Origin of the sequence: Actinotignum inguinis, from assembly GCF_051265835.1 — a bacterium.
GTDB classification, from domain to species: domain Bacteria; phylum Actinomycetota; class Actinomycetes; order Actinomycetales; family Actinomycetaceae; genus Actinotignum; species Actinotignum timonense.
In genome coordinates this window covers 86,540-105,302 of sequence record NZ_JBOZDP010000004.1, presented here as the reverse complement: position 1 = coordinate 105,302, position 18,763 = coordinate 86,540, and the positions used below count along the sequence as shown (strand labels likewise).

At 62.9% G+C, this 18,763-nt stretch carries 16 protein-coding genes; 5 read left to right on the top strand and 11 right to left on the bottom strand.

Annotation, left to right across the window (positions count from 1 at the left end):
• Position 1: 1 nt before the first annotated feature.
• Genes ACRQFC_RS03950 through ACRQFC_RS03940 form a run of 3 tightly spaced genes read right to left on the bottom strand, consistent with a single transcriptional unit; the run spans position 2 to position 3,326 of the window.
• A complete protein-coding gene (locus ACRQFC_RS03950; RefSeq protein ID WP_284896473.1) occupies positions 2–520 on the bottom strand; it encodes a GtrA family protein in 519 nt (172 codons plus the stop codon).
• Between the two features lie 20 nt (positions 521–540).
• Entirely contained in the window at positions 541–1,950 is a 1,410-nt protein-coding gene (locus tag ACRQFC_RS03945; RefSeq protein WP_284896471.1) for an LCP family protein, read from the bottom strand.
• Positions 1,951–1,952: 2 nt separating this feature from the next.
• Entirely contained in the window at positions 1,953–3,326 is a 1,374-nt protein-coding gene (locus tag ACRQFC_RS03940) for an LCP family protein (protein ID WP_284896468.1), read from the bottom strand.
• Between the two features lie 188 nt (positions 3,327–3,514).
• Between ACRQFC_RS03940 and ACRQFC_RS03935 the strand changes: the two genes are divergently transcribed.
• Together ACRQFC_RS03935 and ACRQFC_RS03930 are read left to right on the top strand one after the other, a co-directional pair.
• Entirely contained in the window at positions 3,515–4,372 is an 858-nt protein-coding gene (locus ACRQFC_RS03935; RefSeq protein WP_284896465.1) for a glycosyltransferase family 2 protein, read from the top strand.
• Between the two features lie 216 nt (positions 4,373–4,588).
• Positions 4,589–6,928 (top strand): N-acetylmuramoyl-L-alanine amidase, encoded by a 2,340-nt coding sequence (locus tag ACRQFC_RS03930; RefSeq protein WP_320756002.1) that lies wholly within the window; start codon positions 4,589–4,591, stop codon positions 6,926–6,928.
• Positions 6,929–7,045: 117 nt separating this feature from the next.
• Here ACRQFC_RS03930 and ACRQFC_RS03925 read toward each other — a convergent pair whose 3' ends face one another.
• Positions 7,046–8,212 (bottom strand): nucleotide sugar dehydrogenase, encoded by a 1,167-nt coding sequence (locus ACRQFC_RS03925; RefSeq protein ID WP_284896459.1) that lies wholly within the window; start codon positions 8,210–8,212, stop codon positions 7,046–7,048.
• Positions 8,213–8,425: 213 nt separating this feature from the next.
• Positions 8,426–9,418, bottom strand: coding sequence for a dTDP-glucose 4,6-dehydratase (rfbB, locus tag ACRQFC_RS03920; protein WP_016443166.1), 993 nt, complete (start codon positions 9,416–9,418; stop codon positions 8,426–8,428).
• A gap of 216 nt (positions 9,419–9,634) precedes the next feature.
• Here rfbB and ACRQFC_RS03915 point away from each other — a divergent pair, with 216 nt between their 5' ends.
• Together ACRQFC_RS03915 and ACRQFC_RS03910 are read left to right on the top strand one after the other, a co-directional pair.
• Entirely contained in the window at positions 9,635–10,906 is a 1,272-nt protein-coding gene (locus ACRQFC_RS03915) for a gamma-glutamylcyclotransferase family protein (RefSeq protein WP_284896457.1), read from the top strand.
• A gap of 12 nt (positions 10,907–10,918) precedes the next feature.
• On the top strand, positions 10,919–11,713 hold the full coding sequence (locus tag ACRQFC_RS03910; RefSeq protein ID WP_284896455.1) for a hypothetical protein: 795 nt from the start codon (positions 10,919–10,921) through the stop codon (positions 11,711–11,713).
• Between the two features lie 74 nt (positions 11,714–11,787).
• Here the strand turns inward: ACRQFC_RS03910 and ACRQFC_RS03905 are convergent, their stop codons facing one another.
• Both ACRQFC_RS03905 and ACRQFC_RS03900 read right to left on the bottom strand, forming a co-directional pair.
• Complete coding sequence (locus ACRQFC_RS03905; RefSeq protein WP_284896454.1) at positions 11,788–12,777, bottom strand: glycosyltransferase family 2 protein; 990 nt, start codon at positions 12,775–12,777, stop codon at positions 11,788–11,790.
• 63 nt (positions 12,778–12,840) lie between these two features.
• The gene (locus ACRQFC_RS03900) at positions 12,841–14,178 is read right to left on the bottom strand and encodes a hypothetical protein (protein ID WP_284896453.1); all 1,338 of its coding nucleotides are present in this window, start codon (positions 14,176–14,178) and stop codon (positions 12,841–12,843) included.
• Positions 14,179–14,367: 189 nt separating this feature from the next.
• On the opposite strand from ACRQFC_RS03900, the gene ACRQFC_RS03895 reads away from it, so the two are divergent.
• On the top strand, positions 14,368–15,255 hold the full coding sequence (locus ACRQFC_RS03895) for a glycosyltransferase family 2 protein (protein ID WP_284896451.1): 888 nt from the start codon (positions 14,368–14,370) through the stop codon (positions 15,253–15,255).
• 61 nt (positions 15,256–15,316) lie between these two features.
• On the opposite strand, the gene ACRQFC_RS03890 is transcribed toward ACRQFC_RS03895, so the two are convergent.
• The 4 genes from ACRQFC_RS03890 to ACRQFC_RS03875 form a co-directional block, all read right to left on the bottom strand.
• Positions 15,317–16,396, bottom strand: coding sequence for an acyltransferase family protein (locus tag ACRQFC_RS03890; RefSeq protein ID WP_087070498.1), 1,080 nt, complete (start codon positions 16,394–16,396; stop codon positions 15,317–15,319).
• A gap of 87 nt (positions 16,397–16,483) precedes the next feature.
• Positions 16,484–17,551, bottom strand: a complete 1,068-nt coding sequence (locus ACRQFC_RS03885; protein WP_087070499.1) for an NAD-dependent epimerase/dehydratase family protein — start codon at positions 17,549–17,551, stop codon at positions 16,484–16,486.
• A 32-nt stretch (positions 17,552–17,583) separates the two neighbouring features.
• Positions 17,584–17,958: a DUF2304 domain-containing protein gene (locus ACRQFC_RS03880; protein ID WP_234984475.1), complete on the bottom strand. Its 375-nt coding sequence runs from the start codon at positions 17,956–17,958 to the stop codon at positions 17,584–17,586.
• Positions 17,933–18,688 carry a glycosyltransferase family 2 protein gene (locus ACRQFC_RS03875; RefSeq protein ID WP_284901176.1) on the bottom strand — a complete coding sequence of 252 codons (756 nt, stop codon included), beginning with the start codon at positions 18,686–18,688 and terminating at the stop codon, positions 17,933–17,935. The genes ACRQFC_RS03880 and ACRQFC_RS03875 overlap by 26 nt, the downstream gene beginning before the upstream one ends.
• Positions 18,689–18,763: the final 75 nt, after the last annotated feature.

Sequence of the window (18,763 nt, the reverse complement as noted above, 5' to 3'; positions counted from 1 at the left end):
GCTACTCGCGCACCCGGAACACCACGTAGCGGTAGAGCACGTAGCGGCAGGCGGTCCCTAGAATCAGCCCCACCACATTGGAAGAAATATTATCGGCCAGCTGGGAGCGCATATCCAGCACGTAGCGGGAGAACCACAAGCAACCCAGCTCGATAGCCATTCCGCACAGATTCACCGCCACGAATTGCAGGAATTCCCGCATTTTTTCCTCCGAACGCTGGGTACGGAAGGTCCACAAGCGGTTCGCCACCCAAGAAAAAATCACGGAAAGGGTAACGGAAATGACTTTCGCGGTCATGGACTGATCGCCGGGCAGGCGCACCAGGCCGGTATGCGCCAGCAGATTAAAAATACCCACATTGACGATATAGGCACCCAAGCCCACCGTGCAGAATTGCATGAATTCCACGAGCCACTGCCGGAAGGTCTGGCCCTTGAGTAAACGGCGCACGAGCTTGTCCACCCGGGCGCGGGCGGAGGAACGCGGTTCTGGTGTTGGCTCTGGTGCTGGGCTAGTCATCGCGCTGAGACTATCACGCTTTAGAAACTAGGAAGCATATCGGCGGGAGTCAGGGTCCCCTCGCGCATCTTGCGGAAGAATTCCGGGGTGCGCTGCGGATCGAGGAGCACATTGGACTGCCCGTTGGCCCGGTAGTCCAGATCGGCAATCGGGGGAACTCCGGCCAGGCCGCCTTCGCCCAGCACGCTCCCGAGCGCCAAACCGGCCCGCCCCACGTTATACAGCGAGGTCCCTTCATCCACGGTGAGAATGGAGCCGGCGGTGCCGACCATGCGCCGCTGCAGCGGGAAATTCACCAGCGTTGCCGGGGTCTTCAGCTTACCAATCAGGGAGGAAACCACCTGGCGCTGGCGGTTGGTACGCCCCAGGTCACCCAGCGGATCAGATTTACGCATCCGCGCGAAAGCGAGGGCCTGGGCGCCGTTGGTATCGTGGCAGCCAGCTTCCCACACCATGCCCGAGTCCGCATCGTCCACGTCGGCGTCGTAACACAGGCGCACCCCACCGGCGGCGTCCACAATCTGTTGCACCCCGGCCATGGAAATCTGGATGTAGTGGTCCACGGTCATCCCGGAAAGTTCCTCCACCGTTTCCACCAGCAGCCGCGGCCCGCCCAGCGCGAAGGAAGAATTGAGCTTTTGCTCGCCTTCCCCGGGCACGTTCACGTAAGAATCACGCGGGAGGGAGACCAGCGCCGGCACCCCGGATTCGGGCACGTGCAGCAGCATAATGGTGTCCGCGCGCTCGCCTTCGGTCGGGTCATCGATCCCGTCCGCCTCGCGCACATCCGAGCCCACAATCAAGTACGTGGTCCCGGCCGTTCCCGCGGCCCCGCTCAGCGCATCCGTGCGGGTGAGCTTGGAATTGCCGTAGAAGAACAGGTAGGTAGGCCAGGTCACCGCAAGAATAAGAAGAACGACGACGACGCCAGCGACCCAGCGCCACGGATGGCGGCGCCGCGCGCGCCGGGCAGGCGCACCCATTCCGGGCATCTCCGGTGCGGGTTGCCCAAAATCGGCGGGCTGCGCAAAGCCGCTGTGCTGCGCAAAGCCGCCGTTGGGAGCGTGGGGAGCGTAGGCACGAGCCGGCGCCTGGGAAGCAGCCGGCGGGTAGGAGGGGGCCTGTTCGAAAGATTCAGCCGGGCGAGCGGGCGCTACCTGGCGCTGCGGCGCGAAACTCGGGGGCTGCACGGGAGCGGGCCGGCGCGGCGCCCCGGCATTGCGGGTGGCTCCGGCAGCGGCGATAGCACCGGCGGCGGGGGCAATCCCGGCCGCGCGGGGATCCCCGGAAACATCAGGGTGGTGTTCGCGTGCCTGGGGCGGCACCGCGCTGCCGCGGCCGACCGGCTGCGCGCCCTGCGCGGAAGGCCGCGGAAGCCGGCGCTTAGGCGGGAAGGACGGTGGTGGGGTAGCCCCATGGAAACGGTTCATGCTCAGGGAATCGCATTCTCTCGGGTGCACACGGGCGCGGACTCGGTGCTCTGGGCGGTGGTGGGAGAAGTGGCGGACGCGGTCTCATCCGCGCTGGGGGAGGCCGGCGCGGAAGCGTTCTTGGAATTCGCGTCGGTGGCGGCGGTATCGCTATCGGCGCCACCCGCCACTCCGGACGCTCCTTCGCTGCCCGCTGCGGCGCTGCCGGTACTTGGCGTAGCATCCGCGGCGGTACTGGGAAGAGCATCGGGGCTGCCTTCCGGGGGAAGGCCAACGAAAACGCCGTCGGCATTCTTTTCCGCACGCACCGGAACGTCGCGGCGGAGCGCCTCCCACACGTAGTCGGCGCTATCGGTGGCGACCACGCGGTTGCCGGCCCACGCGAAAGGCATGGTCCAGAAGCGGATATTGGCCGGGTCAATGGAACGCAGCGAATTTGCCAGGCCCACAATATTGCTGATGGAACCGATCTCCTGGGAGGTTTGCAGGGATTGGGTGGCGGCGTCGAGCAGGCGCATGAGGCGGCCGAAATCGGTGAGGAGATTGGAGCGGAGGGCCTCGGCGGCCACCGCGCTCACCAATTCGTGCTGGCGGCCAATACGGGAAATATCCGAGCCGTCCCCCACGCTGTAGCGGGCCCGGGCCAGGGCCAGGGCCTGGGTGCCGTTGAGGAGGCGGCAACCGGAAGCGATATCGAGGCCGGCGCGCTCGTCGTACAGATCATCCGCGAAGTACATGGGAACCCCGCCCAGGGCATCCACGGTGGAAATAAAGGACGCAAAATCCACCACGATATAACCGTTGAAGGTAATGCCGGTCATCTGGTGGAGCGTGGTCATGGTGCAGGCGGCCGCGCTGGCAACATCGCCGTACTGGCCGCCAATAGCGAAGGCGGAATTGAACATGGTTTCGGGGGCGGGGCGGGTTGTGACCGTTTCCGAACCCCCGGAAGACGTACGAATCGTGCAGGAAGGAATATCCACGAGGGTATCGCGGGGCACGGACACAATATCCACGCGGCTACGATCAGCGCTGATATGCATGATCATGGTGGTATCCGCGCGCATCCCCCCGACTTCACCGGATTCCCCAGCGTTATCAATATCGGAAGCCCCGCTGCGCACATCCGAACCGAGAACAAGGATATTGAGCGGGCGGCCCGCGGAAGGATCCACCGGCTCCGCCGCGGCGGCGGAAGGAACCAGATCATCAATATCCGCCCGGGTGATATTCCCCTGGTAGCGCGCCCACGCGGACCACAGGGCCGTGCCGAAGGTGAGCAGAAGTGCAAGCAGCACCAGCACCACGACCCGCCACCATGAAGAGGTGCGGCGTCCACCGATCAGATGCGCTGCGGCGCGTGAGTTTTTTGCCACCACCTCATCATAGGGGTTCGGGCGCGTCGCCCGCTGGAAGAAGCGCCGCACTGCGGTGTTAAGCACGGTGGCGCGGGCAAGGGCGAGCGAACGCTAGCGGGTGCGCGGCGGCGTGCGGGAGCGCCACTGCGCACGGCCTCGGCGCGAGTGCGGCGGCGGGCAGCGGCGCGCTCGGCTAGGCTAGGACCATGCGCATTCGTGTCATCACCGTGGCTTTCAATCCCGGGCCGGAACTGGAAGCTTTTCTCGCCTCCCTCCCGGAAGCCCTGCAGGAAGCCCACGAATGCATCATTGTGGATAACGGTTCCGAGCACGCCGAAGTGGATCGGGTAGCCCGCGCCCACGGGGCGCAGGTGGTGCGCACCGGCGAAAATATCGGTTACGGGCGGGCCGCCAACCGCGGAGCCCAGGGCTTTACCGGCGAATGGCTGGTGGTGGCCAATCCCGATGTGGTGTTCACCCCCGGCTCCCTCGATGCCCTGGTGCGCGGGGCGGAACGCTTCCCGCGGGCCGGCGCGCTCGGCCCGCTCATTCGCACTCCGGAAGGGGAGATTTACCCATCGGCCCGCCAATTCCCGCGCATCGTTTCCGGGGTGGGGCACGCTCTGCTCGGGAATATCTGGCCGAATAATCCTTTCTCCCGCTCCTACCGCTCCAATGCGGATGTTACCCGCGCCCACCCGGTGGACTGGCTCTCCGGGGCCTGCCTGCTGCTTCGCCGGGAAGCTTTCGAAGCCGTGGGCGGTTTCGATGATTCCTATTTCATGTTCTTCGAGGATGTGGCCCTGGGGGAGGCCCTGGCCCGGGCGGGCTGGCACTCGGTTTTCCTCCCCGAAGCGGAAGTGGTTCACTCCCAGGGTGCTTCCTGGAAAGACCAACCGGCCGCCATGCTGCGCGAACACCACCGCAGCGCGGCGCACTATATAGATAGCGTTTACGCGCGCCCCTGGCAGGCGCCCTTGCGCTGGGCGATCCGGGGCGGGCTCGCGCTGCGGGCGCAGCTGCACGTGCGGGCGGCGCGCGCGGCGCGTCGTCGTTCCCACTAACTAAAACGTATTAAAATCAACGTGGAGCTGCGAGTATCCGCGAGGCGGCTCCACCCCTCACTCCGAGACCTCAATCGAATAACACCGATGTATTTTTATGAGGTTAAAGTAAAACGGAGTTAAGGGTGTGAAAGTTGGGACTTTTGCCGTAAGGTAAGTCTGGAAGCTGCCCGTATGAGTTCTCATCGTGGCGGGCGGCGTGAACCGGAGGGAAAAATGACCAAACGTCGCGGTCTTGTTCTAGGAACCGTGCTGGCGCTCGCGAGTGCGGGCCTTGCCGTCCCGATTGTGGGCTACGCTTTTGCCGAGAACGATGATGCACAGGGCAGTATTGTTATTCCGCTAACAACCGAAGCGGGGGATCTCACTACCACCGCCACCGCACAAATCGAGGAAGAAGCAGCGAGCAAGCCTGACTCTTCCAAGGAAGCCGAGCCGCGCGAGGCAGCGCATCCCACCGAGGCCTCGCACCCCACCGGGGAAGCTGAGCCTGCCCAAGAAGCGAGTGCCGGGCGCGCGGGCGGCGTCGTACCGAATGCGGTGCGCACGAATGTACTGCGCGCCGCGGGAACCGAAAACGAAAGCGCCGAAAACGGGGCCGAGGATAGTGCGGACGGCGCGGAACTGGCCGACAACTACGCCGTCTTCACCAGCCCGGTGCGGGTGGACGAACCCTTCGCGGTGGCCGGGCTGACCTGGAACCGCGGGGAGAGCCTGCCCGAGGGTGCCTCTATCGAAATGCGCACCCTGGACGGGAAGCAGTGGTCGGACTGGTACGAAGTGGGCGAGGAATCCCAAACCGAGCGCGAACGGCCCGGCACGGAATACAACGTCTCGGGGGAGTCCACCGGGATTCAGGTGCGTATTACCCAGGGCGAGGGCCCGCTCCCGGCCGGCCTGCGCATCGATATTGCCTACACCGCCGAGGGTGACACCGTGGAGGTGGAGGAGGCCGAAACCGCGCCGATTCTGCCCGAACGCGGAACGGAAACCGATCCGGTGGTCAATCCCGAAGAGGGCGAGGAAGAGATTCCTGCCTTGGGTGCTTCGCTTTCCGCCGCGCGCGGTGGGGGCACCCTGGAGCAGGGCAGCGTGGTGGCGAACGGCTTACTTCCCACCGCCCGCGATTGGACTAATCGCATCGGCACCCGCGGGATCCACACCCGCGCCGATTGGGGCGCGGACGGCTCCCTCATGACCTGGCCGGTGGAATACGCCACCTTCCAGGGCATGGTTATCCACCACACCGCCGGCTCGAATAACTACACCCAGGCCGGGGTACCGCGTGTTATCCGCGGGATTTACGCGTTCCACGCCGTCACTCGCGATTGGGGCGATATTGGCTATAACGTGATCGTTGATAAGTACGGCGGGAAATGGGAAGGGCGCTACGGCACCCTGCAATCCCAGGATGGCACCATGGCGATTGGCGCGCACGCCGCTGGGCGCAATACCGGCACCATGGGTGTGTCCGTGCTCGGCACCTTCACCGCGGACCACCGCCCCTCGCAAACCATTCTTAACACCCTCGCCGATGTGGCCGGCTGGAAATTCGCGCTCGCGGGCCTGGATCCGCGCGGCACCACCTCGCTGACCATTCCGCAGCGCAATAATTCGGCGCGCTACCGTTCCGGCGAAGCGATGCCGCGTATCGTGGGGCACCGCGATGTGGGCAATACTTCCTGCCCAGGCACGATTTACGATTCCATCGGCTCCATTCGTGAGAACGCCTACCGTATCTATACGCAGCTGCGTTCCGGTGGTGGTACGACGACGCAGCCCGCGCCGCGCCCCACTCAGCCACCGGCACCGCGCCCGCCCGCTCCGCCGGCGCCCGCGCCGAGCAATCCGCGCCCGTCCTCGAATGTGGCACCTTTCCCACCGCGCTTCTTCCTCGCTAATGGCTGGGGGCGCACCGCCGATATTGTGATGGACTACGGCCTGCGCGGCGATGAAATCCTCACCGGGGATTGGAATGCTGATGGGCGGGATACTCTGGCGATTCGCCGCTCCAATATTTTCCACGTGCGCGATACCCTCGCCTCCGGGGTTGCCACCCGGGTCTTCAGCTTCGGGCGTGCCGATGACGAAGTGTACGTAGGCGACTGGGACGGCGACGGCGTGGACACCTTCGCGGTGCGGCGCGGCAACCTACTGCTCGTGCGCAATTCCCTCACGTCCGGCCCGGCCGATAAGGTCTACTGCTTCGGTAATCCGGGGGATACCTGGCTGGTGGGCGATTGGAACGGCGACGGCGTGGACACCCTGGCGGTGCGGCGCGGCAACGTCTTTATCTTCACCGATAACCTGGCCACCAGCGCGGTCTCCGAGGAAATGGCCTACGGGAACCCGGGCGATGAGGTGCTCGCCGCGAAGATTGAGCCCCAGCGTTCCACCCTCGTGGTGCGCCGCGGGAATGTGTACGTGGTGCGCGGCCCGCTCAACGGCCCGGAGGTGACCGAAGATGTTACCTACGGGCGCCACAGCGATATGGTCATCTTCGGTGATTGGGACGGCCGGGGCGGCCAAACCCTCGGGGTGGTGCGCTCGCGCTAAGTACCGATAGGCACGAGTTTCGGTCACAACATACGGGCCGGGGATGCTTCACGACGAAGCAAGATCCCCGGCCCGTACCTTTAGGCCTAAGCGCGCCGCTGCGCTTGACTACCGGTTTTAGTCCCGCCCGAAGATATCGCGGGTGAGCACCGGGGTGGAGGTTTCCGGCATGGTGCCATCCAGGCGATTCGTGATGATCACCTCCGCGCGATCCTGGAATTCCTCCCAGGAATCCAGCACCGGAATATCCCCGAGACCGCCCGGTTTCAGTGCCGGATCGTAAACGAGCACCTCCACATCCCGCGCCCGCAAGTGCGCCGCGAGGCTGAGGGCTGCCGAAGCCCGGTGATTATCCGAGCCCGATTTCATGGCGACCTTGTAGATCCCCACCGTGGCGTAGCCGGCCCCCGCCAGGCGGGTAGCCAGGAAGTCAATCCGGGTGTCATTGGATTCGACAATCGCGGACATGAGATTTTCGGGCACGCCTTCGAAATCGGCGCGTAATTCCTTGGTGTCCTTGGGCAGGCAGTAGCCGCCGTAGCCGAAGGAAGGATTATTGTAATGATCCCCGATACGCGGATCGAGACCCACCCCGCGAATAATCTCCGCGGCGTTGAGGGAGCGCGCCATCGCGAAAGAATCCAGCTCATTGAAATAAGCGACCCGCATGGCCAGATACGTATTGGAGAAGAGCTTAATTGCTTCGGCTTCCCGGGTTCCCACCTGGATAATCGGGACGTCGCGCGCTTCAGCTCCCTCGCTCAGCAGCTGGGCGAAGTGGGCAGCTGCGGCGTCGTCGCCCGAAACAACAATGCGCGAAGGGTTGAGATTATCGTGCAGCGCTTTACCCTCGCGCAAAAACTCCGGGGAAAAGACGATGCGCAACTGCGGGAACGTTTCTTGCATCCGCGCGGTAAAACCGATGGGGATAGTGGATTTAATAACGACGACGGCACCGGGATTCGCCTCAGCGACCTGCGTAATCGCACTTTCAACAGAGGCCGTATCAAAGGCATTGGTCTCCGTATCGTAATCGGTGGGGGTGGCGATCACCGCGTAATCAGCACCTGCAAGCGCCTCAATATTCGAGGTGGTAGCCCGCAGCGAAAGCGGCTTCGTGGCGAGGAACTCTTCGATTTTGGCATCCTGGATCGGGGAAGTGCGGGCGTTAATCGCATCCACTTTCGCGGGATTGAGATCCGATCCGACAACATCGTGGTGTTGGGCAAGAAGGACGGCGTTGGCCAAGCCCACGTAGCCCAGCCCGATCACAGCAATCTGCATGATGCTCCTAGCTCTTGGGTTGCGTTCAGTATAGCCGGACTGCCGCGCGGCGGCCCGGTGGGACACGGAAGGGGGGCCGCGGCGAGGCTCCCACGCATAGCGCTGCCCCGCTCGCGCTCCTCGTGGCACTCAGGGTGCGCATCGGAGAAGTGCGAACGGGGCAGCGGAAAGCCGGCTCATGCAGGCAGCGCACGAGGGCCGGGGCGGGGCGCTTTAGTGGCCGGTCTTGGCGTACTTGGCCTCCACGGCTTCCTTCTGCGGGCGCCACCACTCTTCATTGGCCTTGTACCATTCCACGGTGTCATGCAGACCCGCGGCGAAGTCCTTGAACTTCGGCTGCCAGCCGGTTTCTTCCACCAGCTTGGAATTATCAATGGCGTAGCGCTGATCGTGGCCGGGGCGGTCATTCACATGATCGAAATCATCGGGTTCGCGGCCGAACTCCTGGAGGATCATTTTGACGACCTCGAGGTTATTCTTTTCGCCATCCGCGCCGATGAGGTAGGTTTCCCCGATCCGGCCCTTATTGATGATCTCCCACACGGCCACGTTGTGATCGCGCACGTGGATCCAATCGCGCACCTGGAGGCCGGTGCCGTAGATACGCGGGCGGATACCGTCCAGGAGGTTGGTGACGGTACGCGGAATGAACTTCTCCACGTGCTGGTAGGGGCCGTAGTTATTCGAGCAATTGGAGATGGTGGCTTCCACCCCGAAGGAACGCACCCAGGCGCGCACCAGCAGGTCAGAGCCGGCTTTGGAAGCCGAATACGGGGAGGAAGCGATATAGGGATCGCCATCCTGGAAGCGGCGCGGTTCGTCAATCTCCAGGTCCCCGTACACTTCGTCGGTGGAAATATGGTGGAGGCGTACCCCGTGGCGGCGCACCGCTTCCAGAATCGTGTAGGTGCCCACCAGGTTGGAGCGGATGAAGGGGGAGGGATCAACGAGCGAGTTATCGTTATGGGATTCCGCCGCGAAATTCACCACCAGATCGCAGTCCTTGACCAGGGGGTCAACGGTATCCATATCCGCAATATCGCCCTGGACCAGGGTGACGCGGTCCAGGCCCTCAATGGACTTGGGATTACCCGCGTACGTGAGTTTATCCAGGACGACAACTTCGGCATCCGGATAATCCTCGACAGTTTGGTGAACGAAATTCGCGCCAATAAATCCGGCACCGCCGGTAACCAGGACACGCATATTATTCCTTTCGTGGGTCAGTTCCTGGCTAATTCTACCCGGAACTGCGGGGTAAGGAGTCAGCCCATCCCGCCGCGCCATAGTTTTCAGTAGGAGGGCGACACGGGCGATCTCCACAATTGTGCCGCCCGGAGGGTTTAGGCTGGAACTATCGTCCACGCATCGCGGCCTGGATTTAGCACCACTCCGGGGCGCGAACAACTCGAGGAGGTTCTCTTGGAGAGGTATTCATACGCGCGCGCCCGCACCCCCGGGCTGCTGGTTGGCGTGATCGCAGCGCTGGCGCTGATCGTGAGCTCACTGGGGCTCATGCCGGCAGCGCAGGGTGCGCCCGCTTTGGACGAAGGCGCGGGAAACTACTATTTCTTCAAAAACTCTCTCACCTCGGGTACTGCCGATATGGAGATGTCCTACGGGCGGCATACGGACGTGGTGTTCACCGGGGATTGGAATGGCGACGGGCGGGACACCTTGGGCGTGAACCGCGGTTCCGATTTCTATATGAAGAACACCTTCTTGTCCGGGGATGCGGATATCCACTTTAAATTCGGGCTGCCCACTGATCAATTCCTTATCGGCAATTGGGATGCGGTAGTGGGAGATACCGTTCTTATTCGCCGCGGCAATACGTATTTCGTGCGCAATGAGCTCACCACCGGGGGCGGGGAACATACCTTCACTTTTGGTGAACCCGATGATGAAGTGATCGCGGGGGATTGGAACGGGGACGGCACCGATACCCTCGCCATCCGGCGCGGCAATATGTTCTATGTCAGCAATGTGCTCGACGATGATGAGAACTTCACGGTCTTCTCCTTCGGGCGCCACGGTGACACCGTCCTCGTGGGTGACTGGGACGGAGATGGCATCGATAGTTTCGCGGTGCGCCGCGGCAATATGTACTACGTCAATAATTCGACCGTGTCCGGTGGGAATGCCTCGACCGAATTCTCTTACGGGCGCCACGGGGATAACGTTCTGGTGGGTGACTGGAACCGTGACGGGGTGGACACCCTGGCGGTGCGCCGCGATTATGTGCCGCCGGCTCCCAATAGCGAGCGCCCGCCCACCCTTGATCCTAATTCCGGTGGGTACCCCATCCTGGTTTACGGAACGCTGCGCCAGGGTGAAGAAGCTGCCTTTGTGGTCAATAACTACTCCGGTATCAAAGAAAGTTGGGTGCCGGGTTATGAACTGTGGATTACCGGCCCGCGGTGGAATCCGTGGCCCTGGGCTCTTCCCGGCCCGCACGGGCTGCGCGGCGACCTCTTGAAGTACGGACCGTGGAATTACGATGCCAAAGTGGCCCAAATGGATGATTGGGAAGGCTATGTTCCGGGTAAGAACCCTGCCTATATGAACTACACCCGTGACCTCGTCACCACCGTGGATGGGCCGGCGTGGATGTACGTGGCAACGAAATGGCGGCAGGATTTCGCGCGGCGCTGGGGTTATGTTGTACCCCACGGCGATTTCCACCGCTTCTAAGGGGATGAAGTCATGAAAAAGAAAGACGATGAGACGATGCAGAATTCTCACACCACTCCTTCTTCCATCCCCGGCCTGCGCCGCCGGGCACTAGGGAGCTCGCTCGCCATTATCGGCGCGGTAGCGGTTCTTGGTTTAGGCGGATGCTCCAGCGTTGCGGTGGGCGATCCTGACCCGGTGACCCCAATTCCGGTGGCTACCGCCGCGCCGAGCGTTCCGGGAGTCTCCGGGGAATCCACTACCGGGAATCGCACTATGCAAGACCGGGCCGCAGTGACCGACGGTTCTGACGGTTCTGACGGTTCTGACGGTTCGGAAGGCGGACGCCCGGTTACGGTTGCGCCCAGCGGAGATGTGGAAGCTCAGCTTGGGGTGCCGGTAGGTCTTTCGGTCGACGGCGCCACTCGGGCGGCATTCACTTTGACAGTCACGGATATTACCCGGGCACAGGAGTGCCCCTCGCGCATCGCGGAGCCAGCTGTTTTCACTCCCGAGAACGGCACCTTCCTCGTGGTTGATCTCAGCGCGCAGATGGCAGCTGATTATGCTTCCTACGACCCGGATGCTCCCTTCCTCACCCTGGATCGGGATGCTTTCCATCTCACGGACCGGGAAGGAAATATCCAGGAAGATAGCCACACGGTGGCATCCTACGGGTGTTATTCCACCGCGGAGCGGGTCACCCCCTTTATCAACCCGGGGGAAAACGCGGGTGGCAAGGTGGTCCTGGAAACCTCCCTGGAGCACGGCTACCTGGTCTACAATCCCTGGGGCGTGCCGGGATCGGGATGGCGCTGGGCTTTCTAAGCGCCGCTCTCATCCGCTCCTAGGCCGCTCCCAATTCGCTCTTAAGCCGTTCCTACTCTGCTCCCAATCCGCTATTAATCCGCGATGGCGTAGGTGCTGCGCACGTAGCGCAGGTAGATCTTGCGGTAGAGCGCCGGGCAGGTACGCAGCAGGGCGGCTCCGGCTGCCAGCTGCGGGCGGGCCTGCGCGGTAGCGCGCAGCATGGGCAAGCTAATAGCACGCCGTGCCGCACGCACAATATCGGCGGTGTCTTTCTCCGAACGCATGGCCGATTGCGCCAAGATCATCATGGCGAGGGTGCGGTACACCAAAAAAGCGGAAAGGTTCTCCGGTTCTGCCATCCATTCCGGCCCGAGCTGCTCGGCTAGGAAACGTGCGGCATCCTCGTATTCTTGCGGATCGGGAACGCGACCCCAAGTGAGAGACTGGGTGCCCACCACGTAATTGGCCAGGGCATCGGGAATTGAGGTGACGCGCCGGGCCCGGGAAAGCGCTATCGCGGCAACAACCTGATCTTCCCCGCGGTGAATATGCTCGGGGAAACGTAGTCCCTGGAAAGTAGCAGCGGCGAAAAGCTTATCCCAGAGGAACGGGGTGAGGTTATCGGTAAGGAAAGCACGTACCGCCTCCGGGCCCGCCAGGGTGCCGAGGAAACGGGAGTGTTCGGTGCGCGTCTGGCCGTTGGAAAGATGAATAGTGCGCCCGCAGCACACCACATCGGTATCGGGCCCGCTTTCTACCTCACGCAGCATCCGTTCCAGATAGGTGGGTTCCCAGTAATCATCCCCGTCAAGGAAAGCAATATAGTCCCCGGACGCGCGCTCAAGGGCGGAGTTCCGGGCCCCGGAGACCCCGGTATTGTTCTCGTGGTAGATCACGGTGAGGCGGGAATCGGCAAGTTCTTTTTCCAGGTCGCGCAACACGCCGGCGGTGTTATCCGGGGAGTGATCATCCACAACGATGAGCTCCACATCGGGCATGGTTTGGCCCAGGACCGATACAACCGCGCGCCGAATAGTGTCCTCACCGCGGTAGGCGGGAGTGATAACGGATACCCGTGCCATGTTTCCTCCTAGGTCAGCTCAGTAGTCTCCATGGTACCCGCGCGCCGCTCCGGCGCTAGCGCGCTATCGAGTGCGGCGCACCAGGCCGAGGATATGGCAGATGCTCCCCAGCAGCGGGCCCACCACCAGAGAGGCAACCGTGCGCGTTTCCAGGCAAACGGGCAGAAGCATAATGACGACGGAGACCACCAGGGCCACGCACCAGCCCAGAATATTGAGCCGGTGGTGATCGGCAGCCAGTGCCACCGCCCCGGTCAGGGTAAGAAGAGCCAGGCAGGCCGCAGCAAGCACCAAGAAGCCCAGGATCAGGGGAGTATTCGCATAAGCCGGCCCGAAAATAACCGCCATGAGCCACGGGCCGCACGCGGCAGCGGCCAGGGCGCCAACCCCGCCAATTCCGCCCACAATAACAGCCAGACGCAGCAAATAGCCGCGGGTGCGTTCGGGGTGCTGGACGAAGACCGTGATCACCATGGACTGGAAAGCCACCAGGGGAAGCATGAGGGGAGCCCTAGTCACGGACACCGCTTGAATGAGCGGGGCTGCTTTAGAGAACACCACCGGCTCGGTGGTCAGGCTCATGAGGAGCGGAAAACCGTTAATAAGAAGCGCGCTGGCCCCGGTCGCGGCCATGGCCAGCAGGAGGCGGCGCACCAAACCCCGCGGCGCAATATTAATGCGGGTGCGTGCCAAAGCCCGCACCCCCGGCGCGGCGCTGAGCAGCAGCCAGGTACCGCAGGCCAGCACGCAGGCGAGGGCGTAGAGGTGGAGCGCAAGACTGAGATATCCGGCCACCGCGATGAAGAGGAAACGCAGGGCCGGCTCCAGCGACGTGAGAGTACCGAAAACCTTCCATTTCCCGCGCCCCGCGAAAACTCCAAGGAGCCCTAAATGCACGCTATTGAGAAGTACCCCCAGGGCAATAAAAGCAATGAGGAGCCCGCGCCCGGAAAACCCGTGAAAGACCCGCAGCCACAGCGGCGTGGCAGCCAGCACCAGGACCGCGGCGCATACGCCCACCCCCGCGCAGATGAGGACCGGCGAGGTGCGGTAGCGCGGGCCCGCGGCCCCGGAATCCACACCCCCGCGGCTTGCTACGCCCGCGCGGCTTTCTCCGGCGTCACGGTTTTCCACCCGCTCAGGGTTGTCCATCCGTTCGCCGCCCTCCACCCGGTCCCGGCGCACCGCCCGCGTCACCTCATTTTGAAGGCCCGCCACGATGGCAATAATGGCGAAAAGGGCGGCCCAGAAGGTCAAAAACAGGGTGTTATCGGCAGGGGAGAGCGAGCGCGCACTCACCACCGTAATGAAGAAACCGGAGAGTGCCCCGGAGGCACCCCCTAAGGCGACGGGCAGCGCAGCCCCGGCAGTTTCTGAGTTCTGGCCAGCGGCGGTGGACATCACGGATGGCCTTTCTCTTCGCAGGATTTCTTAAGTATAGGGTGCGCGGCGTTTCGGGCAGGCGTGCTAACGGCGCGTTACGCACAGCCCGCCCGGACCAGCGCCCTGAGCGCGCCCGTGCCATAATAGGCGCTAGTACGGATGGCGGCGAAACGGAAAGCCGCTTCGCCACAGAAAGGATCACGCCCGATGCGCCTCGATATCATGCTGCCCTTCTGGGGGAACCCGGACTACCTCTTCCAAACCGTGGAATCGGTCCTGGCCCAGGATAGCGATGAGTGGAAGCTCACCGTGGTGGACGATTGCTATCCCGATAAGAGCGTTCCCGACTACTTCGCCCAGCTGCGTGATGAGCGCATCACCTATATCCGCAACGAAACGAACCGCGGCATTACCGAAAACTACGAAACCTGCCTGAAGCTAGCCACCGCCGAGTACATGATGTTCATGGGCTGCGACGACATCATGGAACCGAATTTTGTTTCTACCATCCAGGCCGCTATTACCGCCCACCCCACCATCGATATTATTCAGCCCGGGGTGCGCCCCATTGACGCTCAGGGCACCGTGATCTCTCCGCTCGGGGACCGTATCAAAACTTCCCTGCGCAAGCGCTCCACCCGGATGGGCAATGTTATTTCCGGGGAAGGTGCGGCCGCGGTACTTCTCACCGGGGACTGGCTTTACTGGCCCTCGCTCGTTTTCCGCACCGAGACCATTCGCGCCACTCCCTTCCGCCCCGGTTTCCCGCTCATCCAGGATCTCGCTATCGTTGTCGATATGCTGGCCGCCGGCGCCTCTATGCTCGTGGAGCCCACGGTGTGCTTCCGCTACCGCCGCCACGATTCTTCCGCCTCCGCCTCCAAGCTTCTGGACGGCACCCGCTTCGCCGGGGAACGGCGCTATTTCGCGCTCGCGGCGGAGGAGATGAAGCGCCGCGGCTGGACCAAGGCCCAGCGGGCGGCCCGGTTGCACGCCACCTCGCGCCTTTACGCCGCCACCTTGCTGCCGCGGGCCCTCAAGGAGCGCAGCTCCACCGGGGTACGTACCCTGCTGCGTCACCTGCTCGGCAGCTAGGCCCGGCGTCGTCGTTCTTTATACGACGGCGCACGCCCCGCAGCGCGCTTCTTCGCACCCACTAGCGCGCCGGCGCGCGCAACTCCCCGAAGGGATTCTTTTTGCCGCGCGAAGCCCGCATGGCGGGCCGTTCCACCAGGAACCAGGAGAATGCCGCGCCCAGGGCGGTGAGCACGAAAAGAACCGCGCAGAAAACCAGGTAGGGCGCCGCGTCGGCCAAGCCGAGGCGGGTGAGTAGTTGGGTGAGCGGGAAGCCCCAAATGTAGATGCCGTAGCTGAAATCGTGGACCTGGAAGAGGCGCGGGGAGGGGAGCGTCTGCCCGATCCACAGCAGCACGTAGGTGAGGAGGGGCGCGGAAATCTGCGGCCCGGAATGCGGAGCCACCACCATAATCGCCACGGCCGCAACCGTTGCCCCCAGCGCACCCCAGGTGGTGAGGCTGAGGCGGTCTTTCGCCAGGAAAAGCAGCGAGCCACCGAAGAAGAAGGGCAGCAGCCGCGAGAGCTGGTCGAGGGTGCCGTTCATGGTGCCCAGGTAGACCGTGGCGGTGGGGAGGAAGACCCGCAGTGCGCAGGTGCCCAGGAAAATCACGGCCGTGGGCCAGATATGCCGCTTGAAGAAGGGGATGGTGAGTAGCGCGCCCACAATGAGGTAGCACACGAACTCGTAGTAGAGCGACCACAGCGAGCCGTTCCAGGCAATGGGGTAGGGGACATTGTGGAGGGTATCCGCGATGCCCCACTGGTTCATGTAGAGGAAGAAATTGCCCAGGATATAGCTGATCGGCGTGGGGCCGGTGGTGAGGTAGCCATCCAGGGTGCCGTGGTCGAGGATATAGACGAAGGGCGCGAGGAGGAACGCCGTCACCACATTGATGAACAGGAAGGCCGGGAAGATACGGACCACGCGGTTCTTGAGGTAGCGCCCCACGTCTGAACGCAGCCGGGCCGCGGTAATGAGATACCCGGAAATCATAAAGAAACCGAAAACAGCCCAGGCACCCACGGATTCGCCGGGGGTGATCTCGAATTCCCCGACGAGCTGGGTTACCGGCCCCACGTGGTGGAAAAGTACCATCAGCGCAAAAACAAGCCGAATCAGATTCAGCGAATTATTGCGGGGGTCAAGCCATGTGCGCATACGTTCCTTCGCGTGGTCCCATCGCGGCGGGGCGACGACGCCGCGGTTGCCGGGTCGTCGCCGCACGCCGCGCTGCGGTTATCGGGTTTAGAGATACTGGGTCTGGGTGTTAATCCAGGAAGCAAGGCGCGTGAAGCCTTCTTCCACGTCTACTTCGGCCTCGAATCCGAGGAGCTCGCGGGCAGGTGCCGGATCCGCCCAGGCGTGGCGTACGTCGCCGTGGCGCCACTGGCCGGTGATCTTCGGTTCGGGAGCCCCGTAAATCTTCGCGATAATTTGGGCGGCTTCGAGGATGGTGGTGTAGTGGCCCGCTCCGATATCCACGGACACGCCCGGGCACTTTTCAATTTCGATCATTTTAATGAGGGCGCGGGCCACATCATCAATAATGATGAAATCGCGGCGGATGAGGCCGTCTTCGTAGACGGAAATCTGCTGCTTATTGTAGGCAACCCGGCAGAAGAGGGACATGATTCCGGTGTAGGGATTGGAAGGGGTTTGGCCCGGGCCGTACACGTTTTGCAGGCGCACAATCCCGATCTCACAGCCGAAAGCATCGCCCCACATGCGCAGGAGCTGTTCCTGGGCGATTTTGGTAACCGCGTAGACCGAGGAAGGATGCGGCTCCACCAGGGCGGCGTTCATGGCCACCGGCTCGGCCTCCGGGAAATCCCACTCTTCTTTTTCAAACATGGCCACGGTACGCGAACCGGGGTAGAACAGCTCACCGGCGTGCTCCCCGGAGGTATGCCGCCAGGCACCCTCGCCGTAGACCGCGCGCGAGGAGGCAAGAACAATGCGCTGCGGGATAACCTGGTGGCGCGCGAAGGCATCGAGCATCGTGGTGGTGCCCACCACGTTCACGGAGGCGTGCCGGGTGGATTCGGTTAGGGACTGCCCGGTTCCGGTTTCCGCTGCCAAATGGACCACAACATCCGGGGTGAAGCGCTCCAGCAAGGTATCCCAGGCGGCCGGGTCGGTCACATCGGCTTCGTAGAGCTCCACGCGCTTATCGAAGCCGGCCGTGGGCTGGTGATCCGGGTGGATCTGCGGGTGCAGATTATCGAAAGCGATAACCTGCTCGTGATGGTCGGCGAGGTATGTTGACATCGCCGCTCCGATGAAACCGGCACCACCGGTAACAAGAATGCGCATGGAAGTCCTTCCTGTATTGATGCACATGAAGTTTACGCCTCGGCTGGGGGCGCAGCGCGCTCCGCGCGCAGTAAAGCTATTTCTTCAGCCAAACGCCGCCGGTCTTCTTCCAAGCGGGAGACTGCGGTGGACAGCTGGATCGTCACCATGAGGAGCACCACGCACGCGATTACCAGAATCATATTGGAAGCGCGTTTGAAACCGAGGGCTTGGGAGACGAGGAAAACAACCTGGGGCCAGATCGAAATAACGAGCAGGCCGATGCCGATAAGGAACCAGATATACACGTAGGTTTGTTTCATCCGCCGCGAGCGCAGCAGGATAAACAGGTACACGAGGAAGAGGATGCTCGCGGCGATCGGCAAGAGGCGGTAGAGCACGTTATTGCCTTCCTTCGGTTCCGTCAAGATCTTTTTGGCCGGGGCGGGTAGAGGCTACCGCCATGGCGATAATACCGCGCAGCAGCAGGCGCGCGGCTTTCAGTGGGTTATGGGAGGGGGTGCCGCCCTGCCGTTCGCGCATCTCCACGCCCACCTGGGTAACGCGCAGCCCGGCTTTGCTGGCGATAATAAGAGCCTCGATGGTATCGCCTAAGTATTCGGCTGGGAGTTCATCGGCGAGCACCCCGATGGCCTTCCGGTTCGTGAGCTTGAAACCCGAGGTGGTATCCGTGAGCCGGGTGTGATGCACGCGGGAGAGTACGTGAGAGAGGAAGCGCATGGCCCAGGCGCGCGGGCCGCGCACCCGATAGGATCCCCGTTCCGCAAAACGTGCCCCGATCACAATATCGGCACCGGTGGCATCCATTTTTTCGAGGAGGCGGGCAATATCTTCGGGGCGGTGCTGGCCATCGGCATCCACCTGCACGGCGCGGTCAAAACCGTGGCGCCAGGCGTACAGGTAGCCGGTGCGCATCGCCCCGCCCACCCCGAGGTTAATGGGCAGATTGAGGACTGTTGCCCCGCCGGCCGCGGCCACCTGGGCGGTGGCATCCCGGGAGCAATCGTTAATGACCACGAGGGATGCGTGCGGTACTGCCTGGCGTAATTCGGTGAGAACCGCCGGCAGCGCCTCTTCTTCATTCCAGGCCGGAATGAGGACGACGAGACGTGGGTGCCTGTCTTGCTCAGAAGTCATTCTTTGATTTTAGGCCATTTAAGCCCGGGCTTGAACGAACGCCCGTGCTGTGTGCCCTATATGAGGGGTGGTACT

Coding starts and splice junctions, on each gene's coding strand:
- ACRQFC_RS03950 (WP_284896473.1), bottom strand. CDS start 520: ATGACTAGCCCAGCACCAGAGCCAACACCAGAACCGCGTTCCTCCGCC.
- ACRQFC_RS03945 (WP_284896471.1), bottom strand. CDS start 1,950: ATGAACCGTTTCCATGGGGCTACCCCACCACCGTCCTTCCCGCCTAAG.
- ACRQFC_RS03935 (WP_284896465.1), top strand. CDS start 3,515: ATGCGCATTCGTGTCATCACCGTGGCTTTCAATCCCGGGCCGGAACTG.
- ACRQFC_RS03930 (WP_320756002.1), top strand. CDS start 4,589: ATGACCAAACGTCGCGGTCTTGTTCTAGGAACCGTGCTGGCGCTCGCG.
- ACRQFC_RS03925 (WP_284896459.1), bottom strand. CDS start 8,212: ATGCAGATTGCTGTGATCGGGCTGGGCTACGTGGGCTTGGCCAACGCC.
- rfbB (WP_016443166.1), bottom strand. CDS start 9,418: ATGCGTGTCCTGGTTACCGGCGGTGCCGGATTTATTGGCGCGAATTTC.
- ACRQFC_RS03910 (WP_284896455.1), top strand. CDS start 10,919: ATGAAAAAGAAAGACGATGAGACGATGCAGAATTCTCACACCACTCCT.
- ACRQFC_RS03905 (WP_284896454.1), bottom strand. CDS start 12,777: ATGGCACGGGTATCCGTTATCACTCCCGCCTACCGCGGTGAGGACACT.
- ACRQFC_RS03900 (WP_284896453.1), bottom strand. CDS start 14,178: ATGTCCACCGCCGCTGGCCAGAACTCAGAAACTGCCGGGGCTGCGCTG.
- ACRQFC_RS03895 (WP_284896451.1), top strand. CDS start 14,368: ATGCGCCTCGATATCATGCTGCCCTTCTGGGGGAACCCGGACTACCTC.
- ACRQFC_RS03890 (WP_087070498.1), bottom strand. CDS start 16,396: ATGCGCACATGGCTTGACCCCCGCAATAATTCGCTGAATCTGATTCGG.
- ACRQFC_RS03885 (WP_087070499.1), bottom strand. CDS start 17,551: ATGCGCATTCTTGTTACCGGTGGTGCCGGTTTCATCGGAGCGGCGATG.
- ACRQFC_RS03875 (WP_284901176.1), bottom strand. CDS start 18,688: ATGACTTCTGAGCAAGACAGGCACCCACGTCTCGTCGTCCTCATTCCG.